Source organism: Paenibacillus sp. YIM B09110 (genome assembly GCF_037167145.1).
Lineage (GTDB): Bacteria > Bacillota > Bacilli > Paenibacillales > Paenibacillaceae > Pristimantibacillus.
On record NZ_JBANSP010000003.1, the window covers coordinates 126,458 to 145,215 of the forward strand.

At 49.4% G+C, this 18,758-nt stretch carries 12 protein-coding genes and 1 pseudogene; 10 read left to right on the forward strand and 3 right to left on the reverse strand.

Going from position 1 to position 18,758, the window contains the following annotated elements; all coding sequences use genetic code 11:
- Positions 1-140: 140 nt before the first annotated feature.
- Positions 141-890: a sulfotransferase gene (locus V8F51_RS05235; RefSeq protein WP_337099021.1), complete on the forward strand. Its 750-nt coding sequence runs from the start codon at positions 141-143 to the stop codon at positions 888-890.
- 39 nt (positions 891-929) lie between these two features.
- Here V8F51_RS05235 and V8F51_RS05240 read toward each other — a convergent pair whose 3' ends face one another.
- Positions 930-2,063: a glycosyltransferase family 2 protein gene (locus V8F51_RS05240; protein WP_337099023.1), complete on the reverse strand. Its 1,134-nt coding sequence runs from the start codon at positions 2,061-2,063 to the stop codon at positions 930-932.
- Between the two features lie 200 nt (positions 2,064-2,263).
- On the opposite strand from V8F51_RS05240, the gene V8F51_RS05245 reads away from it, so the two are divergent.
- The gene (locus V8F51_RS05245) at positions 2,264-2,488 is read left to right on the forward strand and encodes a helix-turn-helix domain-containing protein (RefSeq protein ID WP_006040330.1); all 225 of its coding nucleotides are present in this window, start codon (positions 2,264-2,266) and stop codon (positions 2,486-2,488) included.
- A 148-nt stretch (positions 2,489-2,636) separates the two neighbouring features.
- Here V8F51_RS05245 and V8F51_RS05250 read toward each other — a convergent pair whose 3' ends face one another.
- Positions 2,637-3,104, reverse strand: a complete 468-nt coding sequence (locus V8F51_RS05250) for a PTS sugar transporter subunit IIA (protein WP_337099025.1) — start codon at positions 3,102-3,104, stop codon at positions 2,637-2,639.
- A 127-nt stretch (positions 3,105-3,231) separates the two neighbouring features.
- Positions 3,232-4,794 (reverse strand): annotated as a pseudogene (locus tag V8F51_RS05255) (catalase); the annotation flags it as partial.
- A gap of 363 nt (positions 4,795-5,157) precedes the next feature.
- Between V8F51_RS05255 and V8F51_RS05260 the strand changes: the two are divergent.
- The 8 genes from V8F51_RS05260 to V8F51_RS05295 all read left to right on the forward strand — a co-directional run bounded on the left by V8F51_RS05260 (position 5,158) and on the right by V8F51_RS05295 (position 18,754).
- Entirely contained in the window at positions 5,158-6,951 is a 1,794-nt protein-coding gene (locus V8F51_RS05260) for a sensor histidine kinase (protein WP_337099027.1), read from the forward strand.
- Positions 6,952-7,102: 151 nt separating this feature from the next.
- Positions 7,103-8,695 carry an SWIM zinc finger family protein gene (locus tag V8F51_RS05265; RefSeq protein ID WP_337099028.1) on the forward strand — a complete coding sequence of 531 codons (1,593 nt, stop codon included), beginning with the start codon at positions 7,103-7,105 and terminating at the stop codon, positions 8,693-8,695.
- Positions 8,692-11,592: a DEAD/DEAH box helicase gene (locus tag V8F51_RS05270; protein WP_337099029.1), complete on the forward strand. Its 2,901-nt coding sequence runs from the start codon at positions 8,692-8,694 to the stop codon at positions 11,590-11,592. Before V8F51_RS05265 ends, V8F51_RS05270 begins: the two co-directional genes overlap by 4 nt.
- Before the next feature lie 394 nt (positions 11,593-11,986).
- Positions 11,987-13,360: an extracellular solute-binding protein gene (locus tag V8F51_RS05275; protein ID WP_337099030.1), complete on the forward strand. Its 1,374-nt coding sequence runs from the start codon at positions 11,987-11,989 to the stop codon at positions 13,358-13,360.
- Positions 13,361-13,501: 141 nt separating this feature from the next.
- Positions 13,502-14,383, forward strand: coding sequence for a carbohydrate ABC transporter permease (locus tag V8F51_RS05280; protein WP_337099031.1), 882 nt, complete (start codon positions 13,502-13,504; stop codon positions 14,381-14,383).
- Positions 14,383-15,231, forward strand: a complete 849-nt coding sequence (locus V8F51_RS05285; RefSeq protein ID WP_337099032.1) for a carbohydrate ABC transporter permease — start codon at positions 14,383-14,385, stop codon at positions 15,229-15,231. The genes V8F51_RS05280 and V8F51_RS05285 overlap by 1 nt, the downstream gene beginning before the upstream one ends.
- Positions 15,232-15,317: 86 nt before the next feature.
- Positions 15,318-17,129: a cache domain-containing sensor histidine kinase gene (locus V8F51_RS05290; protein WP_337099033.1), complete on the forward strand. Its 1,812-nt coding sequence runs from the start codon at positions 15,318-15,320 to the stop codon at positions 17,127-17,129.
- Positions 17,126-18,754: a response regulator transcription factor gene (locus V8F51_RS05295; RefSeq protein ID WP_337099034.1), complete on the forward strand. Its 1,629-nt coding sequence runs from the start codon at positions 17,126-17,128 to the stop codon at positions 18,752-18,754. The genes V8F51_RS05290 and V8F51_RS05295 overlap by 4 nt, the downstream gene beginning before the upstream one ends.
- The last annotated feature ends 4 nt before the right edge of the window (positions 18,755-18,758 follow it).

Genomic DNA, 18,758 nt, shown 5'->3' on the forward strand with positions numbered 1-18,758 from the left:
TTTCTATTCGGTGCTTGAATTGCCCTCCTTTGTATTGATTTGTATGTTTGAGGATAGGAAGGAACGCCGTTTCGGGAAGCTGATCCGCTGCATATGCTGATCATCAACAAGCATGCATTTTACGAGAGGAGACGTCAGCTTTGAACGTTATTTTATCGGCTGCTACACATCGATCAGGTTCTACGCTCGTTCAACGGATTTTGAACGCGAGGCCGCAGACGTTGATTTGGGGAGAACATCTGGGGATACTGAGGCAGTTTCATGCCATACAAAACAAAATGCAAACCTTCTCGAGGAAAGGCATTTCCAGCAGACAGGCATACTTTCAAAGTGGAGAGAATCCGAATCAATGGATGGCGCTTATGACACCGTCGCCTGAGTATGTCGAACAAGCTACGATCCAGTCGGTCAAAACGTTCTTGGATCACCTCTATCAGCAAAACAAAGAAGGCCATGACATTATTGGCTTCAAGGAAGTCCGTTATGGAGCCAAAGAGTTAACGATATTGAAAAAGTGCTATCCCGAGGCCAAACTTCTCCTGCTTGTCCGAAATCCGTTAAAAGCGTGGGAGAGTTATCCGAAATCATGGGGAGAATACCGCAGCACGCTACAATTCGCAAAGCAATGGAACAATAACGTTAACGACTATTTGAAGCTCGTTAATAGCGATCCACTGGCTATATTTGTTCAATACGAGAAGCTTATAGACAAGGATGAGCATACGGTAGATCAGATTACGCAGCTTGCGCAAATATCGAAGGAGCAGTTGGAAGCTGTACTGGCACAAAAAATACGCGGCTCTATACGAAAAAAATCAATTACACCAAAGCAGGCGGCGATCATAATGCGCATATGCAGGCGAAACATGAAACAGCTTGGGTATTTGTAACAACGAACGGCCGTCCTTGGAGGACGGCCGTTCGTTGCATTAGGAAGAAGTTCGGTAAAATTGCTGAAACGCTATTTCGTCCTTCGAATTCATTCGGTGACTGTAGGGAATATGGACCAGTTGACGCGCCCTCTGAATCTTGTCCTCGAAGTCATTGATATCATCAGAATATTCACCTTTACCATAAAACATGACATACGGTGTAGTCACGAGCTCAAGTTCTTTATTAACAGCATCGATGTACGACATCTGCGGATAGGCGATATATTCAATTCGCGGATCGGGTATTTCTCTAAACTTAGGCATGGCGTCTGTATTCGGCGTAAGATCGATAAGCTTAATTTTTAGATTGGTGTAGACTTGCTCCAATAAGCAATTCAATCGATGGATGGTTTCTTCGGAGGCGTCCTCAACGGGATAAATTATGCTTGTTTCAGCAGGAATCTTTCGTCTGTTTCGTGCTTCAAGTACAGTTAGATTGAGCAAGTAACGCTTCAACCAGTATTTCTTCTTCGAGTTCCGTAATGCAACAGAATTGCTGTGAGGAGTACGAATTCTAAAATCCATTAAGGTATGCGGCACGAACCTCATATCGGAAACTTCATTAAGGCGGAGGAAATAGTCATAGTCCTCAACGGGGGTGTAACGGTAATCACCTATTTGTTTGGCATAGCCTTTCCTGTACAGAAACGAATAACCAAGGAAATAGTTTTCAAGCAATCGTTCTTTTGAATGCTGGCTGTGATGTAAGATATCTACTTCGACAGGCACTCTCTCGAAATGAACTACATAGCGGAATTTGGAGTAGACGAAACCGATATTTGCAGGGGCGTTTCTCAAAGATCTTCGTAATCTTTGGATGAAGTGAAGATAATAAAAGTTGTCGCTGGATACCCAGGTCAAATATCTGATGCTGCGCATTTTCTTCAAACGGTTGAAGCCGATATTAAGGGCAGTATCCGTCCCTTTATTTTGCTTTCTTGGAATAACTTGAACTCTAGAATCCTTATGTGCAAAATGCCTAGCAATGCGAAGCACGTTGGGCGTAACGCCGTCAATGACAATAATGAGCTTCAAGCCTCTATAGCTCTGATTAAGAATGGAGCGTATTGCTTGCTTGAATAGCTGGCTGTCTTGTGTATATACAGGCATGACAATCCCAACATCGGCCATTATGAAAAGCACTCCCTCGTCTCTTGTGATAGTGTAGTATATTCACAATTGATTTATAGGACACGGCATATTCCCAGTCAGTTGACCGCCCATTTTATGCGATTGCCGCACCATTAAGACCCACTATTCATATGATAAGTTGACTGTATCCCTTAACCTTGTTAAACCATAAAAACCCGAGCAAGGAGGGGTGACAAACTTTGAAGGGTAGCGACCATAAGAGCAAGTTTTTATTGACGCATCGTGAACGCGAGGTATTCGAGCTGTTGGTACAGGATAAGACAACGAGGGATATTGCACAGCAATTATTCATCAGCGAGAAAACCGTTCGCAACCATATTTCGAATGTCATGCAGAAATTGAACGTAAAAGGTCGTTCGCAAGCGGTTGTCGAGCTGATTAAGCTTGGGGAGTTACAAATTTAACATAGTAAGCTCTCTCCATTCTCGTTTGTCAGGGCTTCTCGCCCTTTCTACATGCTTATAGAGAAAGTCAATGAGGCAGCATAGCGATATGCTGTCTTTGTTTTGTCCGGAGAGGGGGGGATATCGTGCTTGCTTATATTACAGATCATTAACCGTTCAACTCGGCGCGCAAAATAATTTCATGGCCAGAAGAGACGTTGCCGTCCGTAACTAGCTGTTCGACGATCTTCGTCAGCTCTGTGTTCTCGATCGCAACGGATGTAACCGGCGAATAACCAGATGCAATAATCGTATCTATGTCGAAGTCAATGAGCGTCTCGCCTGCCCGGAACGTATCTCCTGCTCGAACATGAGATATAAATCCATCGCCGCCAAGCCCGCTAGTACCAATCCCGATATCAATCTGAAGTCTTAAGCCCGAAGCGTGCTCGACGACAATGGAGTGGCTAGTATCGGCAATATGCGATACGGTGCCATAGAAAGGTGCGACAATTTGTCCGTTCTCTGGGTTAATGGCGAGCGCGTCCTCGCGGGGACCAGCTAGAATCACACCTGATAGGGGGGATGCGATGTCGACCTTTGTTCGTTTGCTCCTACCAAACAGCTTAGTCAGCATATCGTATGATGCTCCTTTATAATATGAGATCTATTATGGTGCTAGTATTGAGCCATGTGAGAGTACGTTTTCTGCCGCCGAAGCGACAGCTGTCTCTGCATGGCTCTTGTTTCTGATTAATGTGGAATCAATAGCCGTCCGTTTGCTCGCCCAGCTCTTCCGCTATTTCCATACCTTCGTTCGCTGGATGCGTGCCGACATGGCCGGAAGCGCCTTGTCCATTCGCATTCGCTTGCTTCAAGCCATCAGCAACGCGAGCGCCATAATCGGCATCCGCTTCGGTGAAATGGCTGACCATCTTCTCTTGAATATACGGAGTGCAATTGCTCAATGCATCTACCAGGTTAGCAATCAGCTCATCGCGCTCAAGCTGGCTGAACTGGCGGTACGTATCGCCTGCCTGCTTGAAGTTGTTCTGGCGGTCGATCGTCGCCCGCGTAAGCTTGTCCGAGTAGAACGGCTCATATGGAGCGCCGGGACGGTCTGCCTCCTGCAGTCCGCCGAGCGATGAAGGCTCATAGTTGACATGCGGATTTTGTCCAGGCGCGATATCGACGTAGAATGCCATTTGGCCGTCGCGCTGATTGGTCGCCACCCTTTTCTTGGGCGCATTAATCGGCAATTGCAAGTAGTTGCTGCCCACCCTGTAGCGCTGCGTATCGGAGTAGGAAAGCGTGCGGCCTTGCAGCATTTTGTCATCGGAGAAGTCGAGTCCGTCAACGAGGACGCCTGTTCCGAAGGCAGCCTGCTCGACCTCGGCGAAATAGTTTTCCGGGTTTTTGTTCAGAACCATTTTGCCGACGGGCAGCATAGGGAATTGGTCTGGCGGCCACAGCTTCGTATCGTCAAGCGGATCGAAGTCCAGCTCCTCGTGAGCATCGTCGCTCATCCACTGAACTTGAAGCTCCCACTCCGGATAGTTGCCTTGTTCGATCGCTTCATACAGATCCTGTGTGGCATGGTTGAAGTTTTTGGCTTGCAGCTTCTCTGCCTCGTCTTGAGTCAAGTTGCGAATGCCTTGAAGGGGCTCCCAGTGGTATTTGACTAGAACGGCGTTGCCCTCCGCATTCACCCACTTATATGTATTGACGCCGGAGCCCTGCATCTGGCGATAGTTAGCCGGTATGCCCCAAGGGGAGAAGATGAATGTAACCATATGCGTGGCTTCCGGTGTCTGCGATACGAAGTCGAAGAATCGCCCCATGCTCTGCACATTGGTTACCGGGTCGGGCTTAAAGGCGTGAATCATATCCGGAAATTTTATCGCGTCGCGAATGAAGAAGATCTTAAGATTGTTCCCCACTAGATCCCAGTTGCCGTCCTCCGTGTAGAACTTCGTTGCGAAGCCGCGCGGATCGCGCAGCGTTTCCGGAGAATGGCCGCCGTGAATAACGCTGGAGAAGCGCACGAACACCGGCGTTTGCTTGCCTGCCGTCTGGAATAGCTTTGCGCGCGTATACCCCGCAATCGGCTCATCGCCCAGCTTGCCATACGCTTCGAAGTAGCCGTGAGCGCCGGCGCCTCTGGCATGAACGACCCGCTCAGGCACGCGCTCGCGGTCGAAGTGTGATATTTTCTCAATAAAATGGTAGTTTTCGAGTGTGGACGGACCGCGGTTGCCAATCGTTCTAATATTTTGGTTGTCGGTTATCGGATGGCCTTGGCGATTCGTTAACGTTTGCTCCGTCTCACCGGGAGCTAGGCTGCTTTTATTGTCATTCGTTTCATTTGTACTCATAGCACAGCTACCCTCCATATTGGAATCATGTGGATTCTTGCCATAGTATGAAGCGGCATAAATATTTTTATTCATATAAAAAAGAATGGGGCAATATAGATCGATTTGCTCTAAAAATATGAATTATATGGTATGATAGAACTATTACATACGCATATTCACGTTTAACAGGTTAAAATTTCATAAAATTTGCACGTTTTGTTATGTTGCTAGGAATATTGTTCCGTATTGTAATGATAGTTTACACGGCTAAATGGTAATGGTTTTTGCCATTATTCAATTGTCAAAAAGAGTTGGATTGTCCATTAAGCGATCATGAGACATAATGAGAGCTATAATATACAGAAGGGCAAGATGCAGGGGATGCAGCGCAACATTTGGTTAATGGCGGTTAGCATAATCGTCATTCTTATTCTAATCAATAATACGGTCTATTATTTTTTGACGAAGAAGACGCTGGAAGAGTCGTTGAATCATGAAATGCTGACACTAGCGAAGCAGCTTGAGATATCCCTCGAGCAATCAAGGCTTGGCGCGGAGCTTTATCAAAATCAAATCGGTCGGGAGCTGCGCACTGCTTCGATCGCAACGCAATACGCACTTGATCCGGATGTTGAGAAAGTGACGAACGAGCAGCTAATGGAGCTGAGAGACAAGCTTGACCTTAGCCACATTACTCTGCTCAAGCGAGAGCCCGACGACATTATTTTGTACAAGTCATCCGACCCAACCCAGCTTGGCAAGAGCACGAAATCATGGGATCCTTGGTACACCGCTTTCAATCAGCTTTTCGACAATAAGGAAGTGACGGTTGATTGGTTAGGTCAGACGCTCACGAATTTCTGGAGCGGGCCCTTTGAAGTATCATCCACGGACGTCAGCAAAATTTATAAATGGGGCTATTATTTCGACGGAGCTTCCAATTACATCGTTGACCCCTATATCAGCTATGAGCTGTTGGATGAATTCGAGAGGATGACGGGTGTCGATCGAATGATCGAGAATTCGGTCAAGCATAATGATGATTTGCTCGAAATTGCTTTTATTAATCCGGAAATGTTCCCTGACGGCCATCAAACGATTCATCCGAATGGCGATGTGCAGGAGCATCAAGTACAGCGACCGATTTTCTACGGCAATTATACGTTTAAGTCAAAGAAGGATATTGAGCTCGTAAGACAAGCGTATATGTCGAAGCAAATGGTAACGTTGAAAGAAAATATAAACGGCAAGCATGTATTCAAAATGTTCATCCCCGTTGATGTAACGGATAATGGGATGAGCATTACGGATGAGAACGGCGTTCCGATGAACAGCTATGTGTTAAGTCTCGTGTCCGACTACAATGTTGTTCAGAGGCAGCTCGACAAGCAGTTTCTTAATCTTGGTCTTATTATTATCATTCTTACGGGCTTTAGTCTGCTCGTTGCCTTCGTAGCCATGCATTATTTCAGACAGTCTCGCGATAAGGCGGTTCGTGTTACGCAGGAAACCTATATTGATGAGATTAACCAAATGTTCCATTCGATTCGTGCCCAAAGGCATGATTTCCTTAATCATGTACAGACGATCCACTCTCTGGCCGAATTAAGCAAGACGAAGGAACTTGCTGCCTATACGAAGGAGCTAACCGGCGAAATTCGCTTAATGAACGATATTATTAATATCGGCAACCCGGCTATTGCGGCGCTCATCCGCTCGAAGATCTCGCAGGCAGAGAGCAGCAAAATTCAGTTCGCATGCTCATTCAGCGGCTTGAATATGCAGGAGATGGGAGCTAAGACGCTGGATGTGAATCGTATACTCGGCAATCTTATCGATAATGCCTTCGACGAAGTGCTCAAGTACCCGGATGAGCAGCGAGTCGTCAATTTAATCGGCAATCAGACTGCTTCCGGGTTGGAGCTGACGATCAGCAATGTTTGCGCAGATGCGCCGAGAGTCATAACGAAGCCGCTGATGGAGGCTGGATATTCGACGAAGCAGGATGAACATCAAGGTCTTGGACTGTCCATCGTGAAGTCGATTACCGACAAATATAAGGGCTCGGTGAAAATAACTGCCGAACCTAATGATTGGATTACGTTTTCGGTTATTATTCCTATTTAACGCCGCTAATAAGCCAATCCGACGAGTGTGATTCGTCGGATTGGCTTATTTTTGTTTCAAGAATGAAGGATTGGGAACTTAGAGAGGCAATTGACTTGGCGTCATGTGGTATAATAGTAAGAATGCAATGGAACGGAAAGGAAGCGGGTGAATGTCATTTATGCCTCTTAGTGAAAAGCTGCACACTGCGCTGGAACAAGAGCTGCGCGATCATATAGATGCATCCGTATTAAAACGGGGTTGGCAATATTATGTAGACGGCCGCGTTCAAAATACTCGAGCAAGCGAATACGATACGTTGTATGGGATTGTGCAAGGCAGCGATCTTTATTCGGTCGTCATGGATGCAAGCCACTTTGCTTACAGCTCATGCACTTGTCCGGAGGATCATTACTGCAAGCATATGGCTGCTGTCTTATTCCAAGCATGCAGCGAGCTGCCAGATGGTCATAAGACAGCGGAGAGAACCTACTTTCGAATGCTCGGACTTACGTCTGCTAGCGAAGTATCGATAGGCAGTCGGGAACAAGCTGCTGTACCTGCAGAAGCGGGGAGCATGACACATCCGTCCGAGCTCGCAAGCGGGGCGGAGTGGCTGGCTTGGATGGAGCAATCGCAAGGCGAGACATGGCGCAAATGCCGGCATTCGCTTCATGCCCTGCAGCCTGTGCTTCAATCGCTTAAAGGGTTATCAAAGGATTGGGAGAAGCCGCGGCAACGCCTTCACTGGGCAACTGCGGTTATATTCGTGCTTGAGCAGGCCGAGATGGCCATTACGACCGTCGATTCGTTCAGCCGGTATTACCATGAAATGTCGTTTATTCGAATGGCTGAGCCTTGGGTTGAGCATTTATATACGCTTATTGGCGAGCTTGAGCCCGCGGCTATGGATAATGCGGAGACGCAGTGGGCAGATCTGCTCATTGCGGTCATTAAAGCGCGGGCTTCAAACGTAGAACGCCAACTGTTTGAATGGGAATATATTTATTTGTCACTGAGCGAGAAGCTGTCGAGCAATAGAGAATGGTTCGAGCGTGAGCTTGCGTTGATGCTGGAAGCGGAGAAGGAGGAGTCGTCGGCTTTCGTGCAAATTGCAATTGCCATGATGTATTTCTTCGATAAACGGGATGACAAGTCGATGGAGCATTTCGCCAAGGCTAGCTTCGATAAGGCACAAAGGGTTATTTATCCTTGCGCGGCACAACGGATGGAGGAGGAGAAGTGGGAGCTTGTAGAGCTCTGGATGAGCTTCCTGTATGAGCGTATCTATCCGAATCGCAACGGCAGAACGGTAGGCGTCTTCGTGACGTTGTGCCGGAGAGCGGATCAGGATCGTCCCGACCTGCCGCAATGGTCCACCTATATGACGGAGCTGTTGCCATTTTCCTTTCTAGAATTATCGGAGCATTGGCTGGGGCAGCAGCGTTATGAGGAATGGGCCGATCTCCAGCTGCTAACCGGAGCGAGGCTTGAGGATGTTGGTGTTCAGGCGTTGCGAGAAGTAGCCAAATCCGCGCCGCAGGTGCTCCTGCCGCTATACCATCAATCGATTGACGCAAGCATTCAGTCTCGTAATCGGCAAGGGTACAAGATGGCGGTGAAGCAGCTCAAGAAGCTGGAACGTCTGTACAAATCCGAGCAGGAGGATGCTCGCTGGGATAACTATATTAAAGGCTTAACTTCGAAATATCAGCGTTTGCGCGCATTCCAGGAGGAATTGTGGAAAGGGAAAATCGTAACATGAGAGTACAAAGCAGCGTTCGCAAACTTGTGGTTGACGGATTTTGGAACGAGAACGCGGAAGAGTCCGCGATTATGCTGGTCGCAGAAGGCCGGAAGGATGCGGCAGACAATCGGCTGCGCTCGCTCTTGTTCGCATGGCATAAGGCTTCATGGTACGGTACGGAGGTTGAAGAGATCAGCGCTGGCGGCAGGACGCTGCTGCAGCTTAAGCCGCTAATAGCGGTCGATTATTTATCCGCTCCTCAGGCGGTAAGGCTGCTGCAGCTCGAATGGACGCCGAGGCTAACGCTTCTCATGCGAATCGCGGAGCAAATAAGAGAAGCGCTATTGAACGGTTGGTTCATGCCTGATTGGGCGACATGGACCGAGCATCATCGCAGCTGGCGGATGGCTATTCCGAGTCAAGAAGAGCAGAAGTTGCTCATGTGGGAGCAGTCCTTGCAGGAGGCGGCAGATGCCGGAGATAAAGGTGTCGATAGGTGGCTCGGTTATGCCGTCGAGCAGATGGTCGAGGAGAATGAGCTAGCTGCAAAAGCATGGCGAGAGATCGGCCTGTTATCGGGTGAAGGCGTGCTAAGACGCAAATCGTCGGATGAGGAAGATTGGCTCATTGCTATTGGACTGAGCAAGGATACGCTGCCGTTCCGCGTAGCGTTGCAGCTCGTCGAGCCTCAAGAGACGAGCGGCTGGCGTCTGCGCCCGGCGCTTCAAAGCCGGGAAGGCGGGCCGTGGCTGCCGATTCGCCATGACGGTTATACCGGCTGGGAAGCAGACACGGCAGATGGCCGCGCGATCGAAGAAGCGTGGCTGCCGCTTATAGAGGCGAAGCTTGCGAAGGAGCAAGCGAAGTGGATTGATGCGCTGCCGGAGTGGGAAGATACGGCGGCAGAAGGCGTGATTCGCGCAGAGCTGACGGATAATGAAGCGTGGATGTTTCTCGAGGGGGCAAGCGTTCAACTGCTGGAGGCTGGCTGTCCCGTACTGCTTCCGAGCTGGTGGGAAGCGGTGCGTTCGCGCAAGTTGCGTCTGAAGGCGAAGATGAAATCGTCGGTCGGGTCGGCTGCCCAGCCGATGTTCGGTCTGAATCAGATCGTTCAATTCGATTGGAAGCTGGCGCTTGGCAATGTCGATCTGTCAGAGGCGGAATTTCTTCATCTTGCCGAGCAGAATCGCAGACTCTTCCAAGTAGGCGGCGAATGGGTGCATCTTGACCCGCAGGATGTTGACCAAATAAAGCAGTGGCTGAATAAGATGGGCAAGCGCAGCGGATTATCGTTCCGTGACGTGCTGGAGATGCACCTGCGCGGAGGAACGCCGCTGGAAGACGACAGTGTGTATGAATCAGAGCTTCGCGCCGAGGTTGAGCTGAACGAGCATTTGACGACATGGCTTGCCCAGTTGCAACAAGCATCGCAGATTCCGCTAGCCGAGTTGCCTCCTCAATTTCTCGGAGAGCTTCGTCCTTATCAGCTGGAAGGCGTGTCATGGCTGCTGTTCTTGCGCAGATTCGGACTTGGCGGCGTGTTGGCCGATGATATGGGTCTCGGCAAGACGATTCAGTTCATGGCTTATATGATGGTTATTAAGGAGAAGCAGGGCGGATTCAGAGGTCCGTCGCTGCTCATCTGTCCGACCTCCGTCATCGGCAACTGGGAGAAAGAGCTTGAGAAGTTCGCCCCGTCGCTGAAGGTGATGCTGCATTACGGCGCGAAGCGCGACAAGGGTGAAGCGTTCAGAGAGGCAGCGGATCAAGCGGATATTGTTATAACCTCGTATTCGCTTGCTCAATTAGATGAAGAAGTGCTAAGTCTCGTTGAATGGGATGTATTGTGCTTGGATGAAGCCCAAAATATAAAGAACGTATATACGAAACAATCGAGCGCGATACGCAGGTTCAATGCCTTGCACCGAATCGCTCTTACCGGCACGCCGATGGAGAATCGACTTACGGAATTATGGTCGATCTATGATTTCATTAATCCAGGGTACTTAGGCAGCTTGAATGAATTCCGCACCGCCGTAGTTGCCCCGATCGAGAAGACGCGCGACGAGGCGATGATTGCAGGGCTGCAGCGCTGGGTGAAGCCGTTCATGCTGCGCAGAATTAAGAAGGACCCTTCCATTCAGCTGTCGCTGCCGGAGAAGAATGAGGCGAAGACGTATATGACGCTGACAGCAGAGCAAGGCGTCATATACGAGAATCTGGTTGCCGATCTGTTGGATAAGCTCGATAAGCTGGGGCCGATGCAGCGCCGCGGGCTTATCTTGTCCGCGCTCACGAAGTTCAAGCAGCTGTGCGACCATCCCTCGCTTCTTAATGCTGATGAACGCAAGCTGCAATGGGAACCTGAGCGCTCGAATAAAGTGGTTCGGCTGCTGGAGATGTGCGAGGAGATCGCCGCTGAAGGCGAGCGTTGCCTCATCTTCACCCAATATGTTGATATGGGCGAGCAGCTTCAGAAGCTGCTTGAAGAGCGTCTTGGGATGCCGGTACCGTATTTGCACGGCGGCGTGCCGAAGGCGAAGCGCGATGAAATGATTGAACGGTTCCAAAATCAAGATGATCCGTGCTGCGCCTTCGTATTATCGCTTAAGGCCGGCGGGACCGGGCTTAACCTGACAGCGGCCAACCATGTGTTTCACTTCGATCGCTGGTGGAATCCGGCGGTCGAGAATCAGGCCACGGACCGAGCGTTCCGAATCGGGCAGACAAAGCAGGTACAGGTGCATAAGTTCGTTACGCTTGGCACGCTGGAGGAGAAGATCGACGAAATGATCGAGAGCAAGCAATCGCTTAGCGAGCAAGTCGTCGGACAGTCGGAGCAATGGATTACGGAAATGTCTACCGATGACTTGAAAGAGATTTTTGCCCTCCGCAAGAGCTGGCTGAAGGGGTGAGGGATATAAATGTCGGACGATAATGCACTGTTTAAGCAAAGACTGGAGAGACTGAGGAAAGAAAACGCTCCCTCTTCGAAGGAAAACTCACATCAGGATCCGTCGAAATCCAAAGAAATTGGCGGATTGCATAGTGAGAGCAGCGAGTGGAGACGGTTTTACGAAGTAGTCAAGCAAATAACAGAGGATATGCGTCACTAATACGTAAGATAAATTCACATAGCCTGTCGGGAAAAGTAACCCGGCGGGCTATAAGATTTTATCCCTCCCCGCCAAAAAAGTAGAATTGTATCCCTAACTTATTGTTTTTTGGACCTCCTAGCGATAGGCAATGGCATCCTATAATGAGGGTGCGAGGCAAACAAGCAACACCATAAACGAGGAGGTCTATCAAATGAAAAGAAGCTTTACGAGTATCGCTGTTGCATTGGTATCCATTATGTTGGTCGCATCCGCTTGCGGAGGCAACAACAACGGCGGCAACAACAAGCCGGCTAATGAAGGCACGGACGCAACAAACGCACCGGTAGAGACGAAAGCGCCGGAAGCGGAAGCGAAAGACGTAACGTTGTCCCTTCGTCACACACAAATTAAAGAGACAAGCAAAACACGCTTGAAAATCCTAGAAGATGTCGTTGCAAAAACACAAGATGAGAACAAAGGCTTGACGTTCAAGCTTGAAGGCATCGACGAGATCGTTAACCGCGATCAGAAGCTGAAAGCCGAGATGGCTGCAGGCAACCCTCCGGACATCTTCGAAGTATTCGGCGGAGCTGACCTTAACCTGTACGTGAAAGCAAACCGCATGCTTGACCTGACACCGATCATCGAAGAGCTTGGAATTAAAGACAAGTTCGCAAGCTTGGATGAGTTCACGATTGACGGCAAAGTATACGGCCTTCCTTTCGGCGGCTACAGCGAAGCGATCTTCTACAATAAGAAAATTTTCTCCGAGCTAGGTTTGGAAATCCCCACAACTTGGGCGCAATTGCTTGAAATTTCCGACAAAATCAAAGCGGCAGGCTACACGCCATTTGGTCTTGCTGCCAAAGACGGCTGGGTTAACGGCATGATGTGGAACACGGTTATGGAACGTAACGTAGGCATCGACGCATTCAGCAAAGTCGTATCGGGCGAAGCAAAGTGGACAGACGAAAACTTCGTTAAAGGTCTAACATCCTACGCTGAACTTGTTAACAAAGACTTCTTCACGAAAGGCGCACTCGGACTTGCATACGCAGATCAAGGCGCACAGTTGCTTTCCGGCAAAGCGGCAATGGTATTCACGGGAACATGGGACGCAAACCGTTTCTCCGGCGACGAAGCTGGCGAGTTGAAAGGTCAAATCGGCTACTTCGCATTCCCGTCCATCGAAGGCGGCGCAGGCGACCAAACGTCGATCAACGCATCGTACTCGAACGGCTTCGGCTTCTCGGCTAACCTGAAAGAAGATCAAATTGGAGCCGTTAAGAAATTTATCGCTAACTTCTACACCGAAGAAGTGCAAAAACGTACGCTTGTCGAAGACAAATTGCTTCCTTCCATGAAGCTGAGCGACCTGTCCGGCGTAGACCCGCTTACGACTGAAATCTTGACGGTAATGGCTAACGCTTCGAGCTCGTGGAAAGCTTATGACGCTATCGTTCAACCGGCAGTCGGCGCTGACATCAACGTTGGTATCCAAGAGCTGATCGGCAAAGTAAGCACGCCTGAAAAAGTAGCTGAGAAAATTCAAGCTTCCCAAGAGAAAGCGAATGCAGCTCAGTAATTGACAATAGCGACACATGACAATCGATCCTGATTGGCGAGAGGGTGTCCTTCCTTGCAGGAGGACACCCTCTTTCACTCTCAGGCACGGTATCGCTTACAAGTGAATCGTATTCGCAAAACTGTTAAGGAGAGGGAAGCTATGAACAAAGCGCTCAAAAACCCGATCACCTATATCGCGTTCATTATTCCAACGCTCGTCTTGTACGCCATATTTTTCTGTTATCCGGTTATCGTTTCTTTCATTTACGGTTTCTTCCGGTGGGATGGCATTACCGAGAAAGTATTTATAGGTTTCGACAACTTCGCAAGGCTTTGGGATGATGAAGTATTTAGAAAAGCGTTACTGAACAATTTCTACTTCATGGTATTTTCCTTAATCGTGAATATTCCGCTCGTCTTCCTGATCTCGATCATCATCAGCAAAGTTAGACGGATGCGTGACTTCTACAAATCGGCCGTGTTCGTGCCGGTTGTTATATCGACAGCTACTGTAGCGATTCTGTTCGGCGTTCTATACAATTACGATTCCGGTCTGATCAATCAGTTCATTCGCCTCGTTGCTCCTGAAAGCTGGGCGCGCGAATGGTTGTCCGATCCGAAGCTCGCGCTGCTCTCCATCTTGATTGCCAATGCTTGGCAGAACGTCGGTTTCTTCATCGTATTATGTCTTGCGGCGATCTTGAACATTCCGAAGGAAATCGTTGAAGCATCGAAGATTGACGGCGTTAACGGCTGGCAAGAAACGTGGAGCATTACGCTTCCGCTCGTGAAGCCGGTGCTGTTCGTTATGCTGCTGCTCTCGGTATCCGGAACAATGAAGGTGCTGGACATTGTCCAAATCATGACGAACGGCGGACCGTTCCAATCGACCGAGGTTATGGCGACATACATGCTTAAGGTAGGCTTCCGTTCGATGGAGCTAGGTTACGGCAGCGCGATCGGCGTTGCGATGTTCATCATTATTTTGGTTCTGACCGGCATTCTGCAACGGTTAACGAAGAGCGAGGAGGTGCAGTACTAATGACAGCACGTATGAAAAACTCACAATGGTGGATGCACAGCTTCCTATTCGTCTATGTCGTCGCACTGCTCTTCCCGTTATTATGGCTGTTCATGTCTTCCTTCAAAACGAATCGACAAATTACGGAAAATACATGGTCTTTCCCGACTTCGTTCAACTTCGACAACTATGTAGCCGCATGGGGTACGGCCAATATCGGCAAGTATGCGCTGAATAGCGTGTACGTAACCGTTGCCGCATGTTTACTAACGCTGCTATTTGCTGCGATGACTTCATTCGCCATTTCCCGGATGAAATACGAGAAGATGAATAAAATCGTGTATCAATTCATCCTGCTCGGTCTGCTCGTTCCGGCTGGCGCCTTGTTCATCCCGCTGTACCGCTTGATTCAAGGGATTGAGCTGTTCGGACACAAGCTTTATGATACGCATTTGTCGCTAATTTTGGTATACTCCACATATGCGTTGCCGATTACCGTCTTCATTATTTACGCCTTCATGCTCTCGATTCCAAGCGAGCTCGAAGAGGCAGGCATTATGGACGGATTAGGCGCATCGGGGCTGTTTTTCCGAATTATTGTTCCGATTTCTGTGCCGGCGCTAGTTACGGTGTTTATATTAAACTTCATCGGCAACTGGAACGAGTATATTTTATCCCAATTGTTCATCACTTCCGAATCGCTCCGAACGCTGCCGACAGGCATGGCGACCTTTAACGACGGTTATCGAACGAACTTTGCTTCCCTTTCGGCTGCCGTAATTATAAGTATCATTCCTGTTCTTATCGTCTATGTGTTCCTGCAACGTCAGATCATAGAAGGAATGACCGCGGGCAGCGTCAAAGGTTAATAGAATCGCTTTACAATCAGAAGCAGCTTGCCGTCCATGGACGGCATCTGCTGTTTATGCTAGTTACTGACCAGGAGGCTCCCTAGATGAACTTGAGACCGAAGCTTATGCTCGCATTCATAGCTCTGATCGTCATCCCGATGATTGGCCTCGGCATCTTCTCGTTTCTGAATTCGGAAACGCTGCTTGAGGAAAAATATAGCGAGCAGACGGAAATTTCGCTCAAGGCGGTAGGAGGCAACATCCGTTATTTCTTCCGGGAACTCGATCAACTGTCAGACGGCAATCTGACAAGCTCCGAGGTTCAGGATACGCTTAAGTACAGCACTTATACGGCAATCGATCCAAGTACGCTCATCGCGATTAATCAGGCGGAGAAGGAGATGAACCGGATTCTGTTCCAGCATCCGGCGGTCAGCTTCGTCGTGCTTTACGCGAAGGACGGCACGATGTTCCGCTCCTATCGCAACGATCCGACGACGTTCAAGCCGATTACCTTCGATATGTTTAAGCTGCATTCGATCTATGACGAGGTGATAGCGCTAGGGGGACGTCCGCTATGGATCGGACCTTACGAGCAGCGAGAGCTGACGGGCGTTGATCCGCCCTTGTTTACTCAGCTTCGCGTCGTAAAGGATATCGAGACGTTCAACGATCTGGGCGTCATGATTACGCAGTACAAGACCGAAGAAGTGATGAGCATGCTCAAAGCGTTCCAGAATCCCGACAGCAATGTACCGGAAACGCGTTATATGATTATTAATAATAGCGGACTCATTATGCTGGACAGCATGGGAGAAGCGCAGGGCAACAAAATTAACGAATACACGGCGCTTAAGCTGCAAAATACGGTCAATTACGAGAGCTCGCGCGAGACCTTCGATACGATTGACGCGCTTGTCTCGTCCTATCAGCTTGATCGGAGCGGGTGGATTCTCGTTTCGATTAAGTCGTGGAACTCGCTGACGAACGAGAATGTGCGATTCGTGCAGTGGATCGGCATGATTACGGCGCTTGGCGTTATTTCGGCGATATTGTTCAACGTCTTCTTCGTTAATCGCGTGGCAAGGTCGATTATCAAGGTCGTTCGCAAAATGCGTCTTGTAGAGCAAGGACTATTAGATATTCGTATTACCGCCCAAGGCAAGGACGAGACGGTGCTGCTCGCAAATAGTTTCAATAGTATGGTCGAGCGAATCGGCAGTTTGCTGAGCGAGGTCCGCAGAGAGCAGCAGCGCAAGCAGCATGCGGAGATGATGCTCATGCAGGCGCAGATCAAGCCTCACTTCCTGTTCAACACGTTGGAGTCCATTAACGCGCTCGCCGCGCAGAACGAAGGCAAGAAGATTATGCTCATGGTTCGCCGACTGAGCAACCTGCTGCGGACGAGCATGCATCATTCCGAGGAAATTACGATCGCGCAAGAAATCGAGCATGTGCGCAGCTATTTGGAAATTCAGAAATACCGCTTTGAGGAGCTGTTCGCCTACGAGATGAACGTTCCGGAAGAGGCGCTCGATTATTCGATTTTGAAGCTGACGCTCCAGCCCCTGGTCGAGAACAGCATACAGCATGGACTTGAAGGATATGGCGACGGAGAAGGGATTATCACGATCGAGGTATTTGTTGAACTTCACCAAATCGTGTTGTTCATCCGCGACAACGGAGTCGGGATGAGCGAAAACGTATTGCAGAAGCTGGCACAGGGCTGGGGTCCGACCAGCAAAGGTCAGAATGCGGCGGAGCTTGGCGAGAGAAGAGGACTTGGTCTAAGAAACGTAGCGGACCGGCTGCGTATCCATTACGGACCGAACTTCGGTTTATGGATTTGCAGCGGCGAGGGATATGGTACCGTTATCCGCTGCGTCATTCCAAAGAGCAGAGGTGAACAGCAATGAGCGGTAAAGTACTCTTAGTCGACGACGAAGCACATATTACACGAAACTTGGAAAAGGTTATTCCCTGGGAAATGCTTGGCTTGACCGTAGCCGGCGTTGCCAAAAACGGCGTCGAGGCGCTGGAGCTGATGGAGCAAGGGCCGATTGATTTGCTGCTATGCGATATTCGTATGCCGGTTATGGACGGTCTTGAGCTTGTCCGCCATATTCGCGAGAAAGAAATAGCTTGCGATATCATTATGCTGTCGGGATACCAAGATTTCACGTACACACGCACCGCCATTCAATATGGCGTCAATGATTATATGCTGAAGCCGATTCCATACGATGAGCTGACGGGCGTTATTGCCCGCATTATGGCGAACCAGCGGAACAAGCAGAAGCAGAAGCTCGAAGAGAAGCAGAAGCTTGGCAGAATGATCGACCTTGCTAGCGAAAAAATATTGTACGACATCATCATGGATTATACCGATGTAACGGCAGACAATTGGCTGCTTACAGGCGATGAGCAGCAGCTTAAGGAGCAACAGTTCGTCCTCATTGTATTGGATCTGGACGTCAGCTCGGAGAAAACGAAGGATTGGCGCGACTGGTCCGATAAGGAACGCAAGCTGTGGAACTTCGCGGTGTGCAACGTGCTTCGGGAGAAGCTGCATCAGCAGTCGCTTCACCATGCGGTCATACAAATTCGCGATGGCGAGTGGTGCGTGCTGATTGAGGTGGACAAAGATATTCCATACAATTTGGCTCAAATCAAAGAATGGACGGAGATGCTGCTCATAACCGTAAGCGGTCATGTGAAGCTGAGCCTGTTCGCCGGCATATTCCGAGAATTCGCCTCTGTAGCCGACTTGTCCAGTGCTTATAAGGTTGTACAGCAAGGCATGCAGCTTACACCCGTGCACGATGTCATTGCGGTCTATCCATCCGAGCAGATGAGATCGTCGAAGGCGGATCAAGCGTTCTGGGATACGGCGGAGAAAATCATCGGCGCGGTGAAGCGCGGCGATTCGATCACCGTTGATTTCGAATTGCAGAGCGTGACGCTGCTGCTCCAACAGATGAATGAGCCGAGTCTCGGCCGGGTGAAGCCGCTGCTCCATTTCTTCGTCCTGCATCTGATGCGGGAGATGAAGGAGATGGGCGTGTTTACCCGCGAGCAGGAGGATATGCTGTGGCGCAGGTTGGACCGAAGATTCGGCATTAAGGATTTGTTGTCGGTCATTAGGCAAGTGACAAGCACGGTATCCGAGAAATCAATGGATAAGAAGAAGCAGTCGGAGCGTTCGATGGCCGAGGCGAGATCGTTCTTGGATCGAAATCTATACCGCGATCTTAGCGTGGAGGAAGCGGCGACGCATGTGGGCTTAAGCACGTCGTACTTCAGCTTGCTGTTCAAGCAGACGTTCGGCGAGACGTTCATCGAATATGTAACGAGGCAACGGATGGAGCGGGCGAAAGCCATGCTCGCCGATACGCAGAAGAGCGTCGCTCAGATTGCGAAAGAGGTAGGATACGCGGAACGGCGGTATTTTACGAAAGTATTCATGAAATATACGGGCGAGAATCCGACGGATTATAGAAGCAAGCATCAAGATGGGGAGCAGGGTACGGATTCGTTATAAGGAG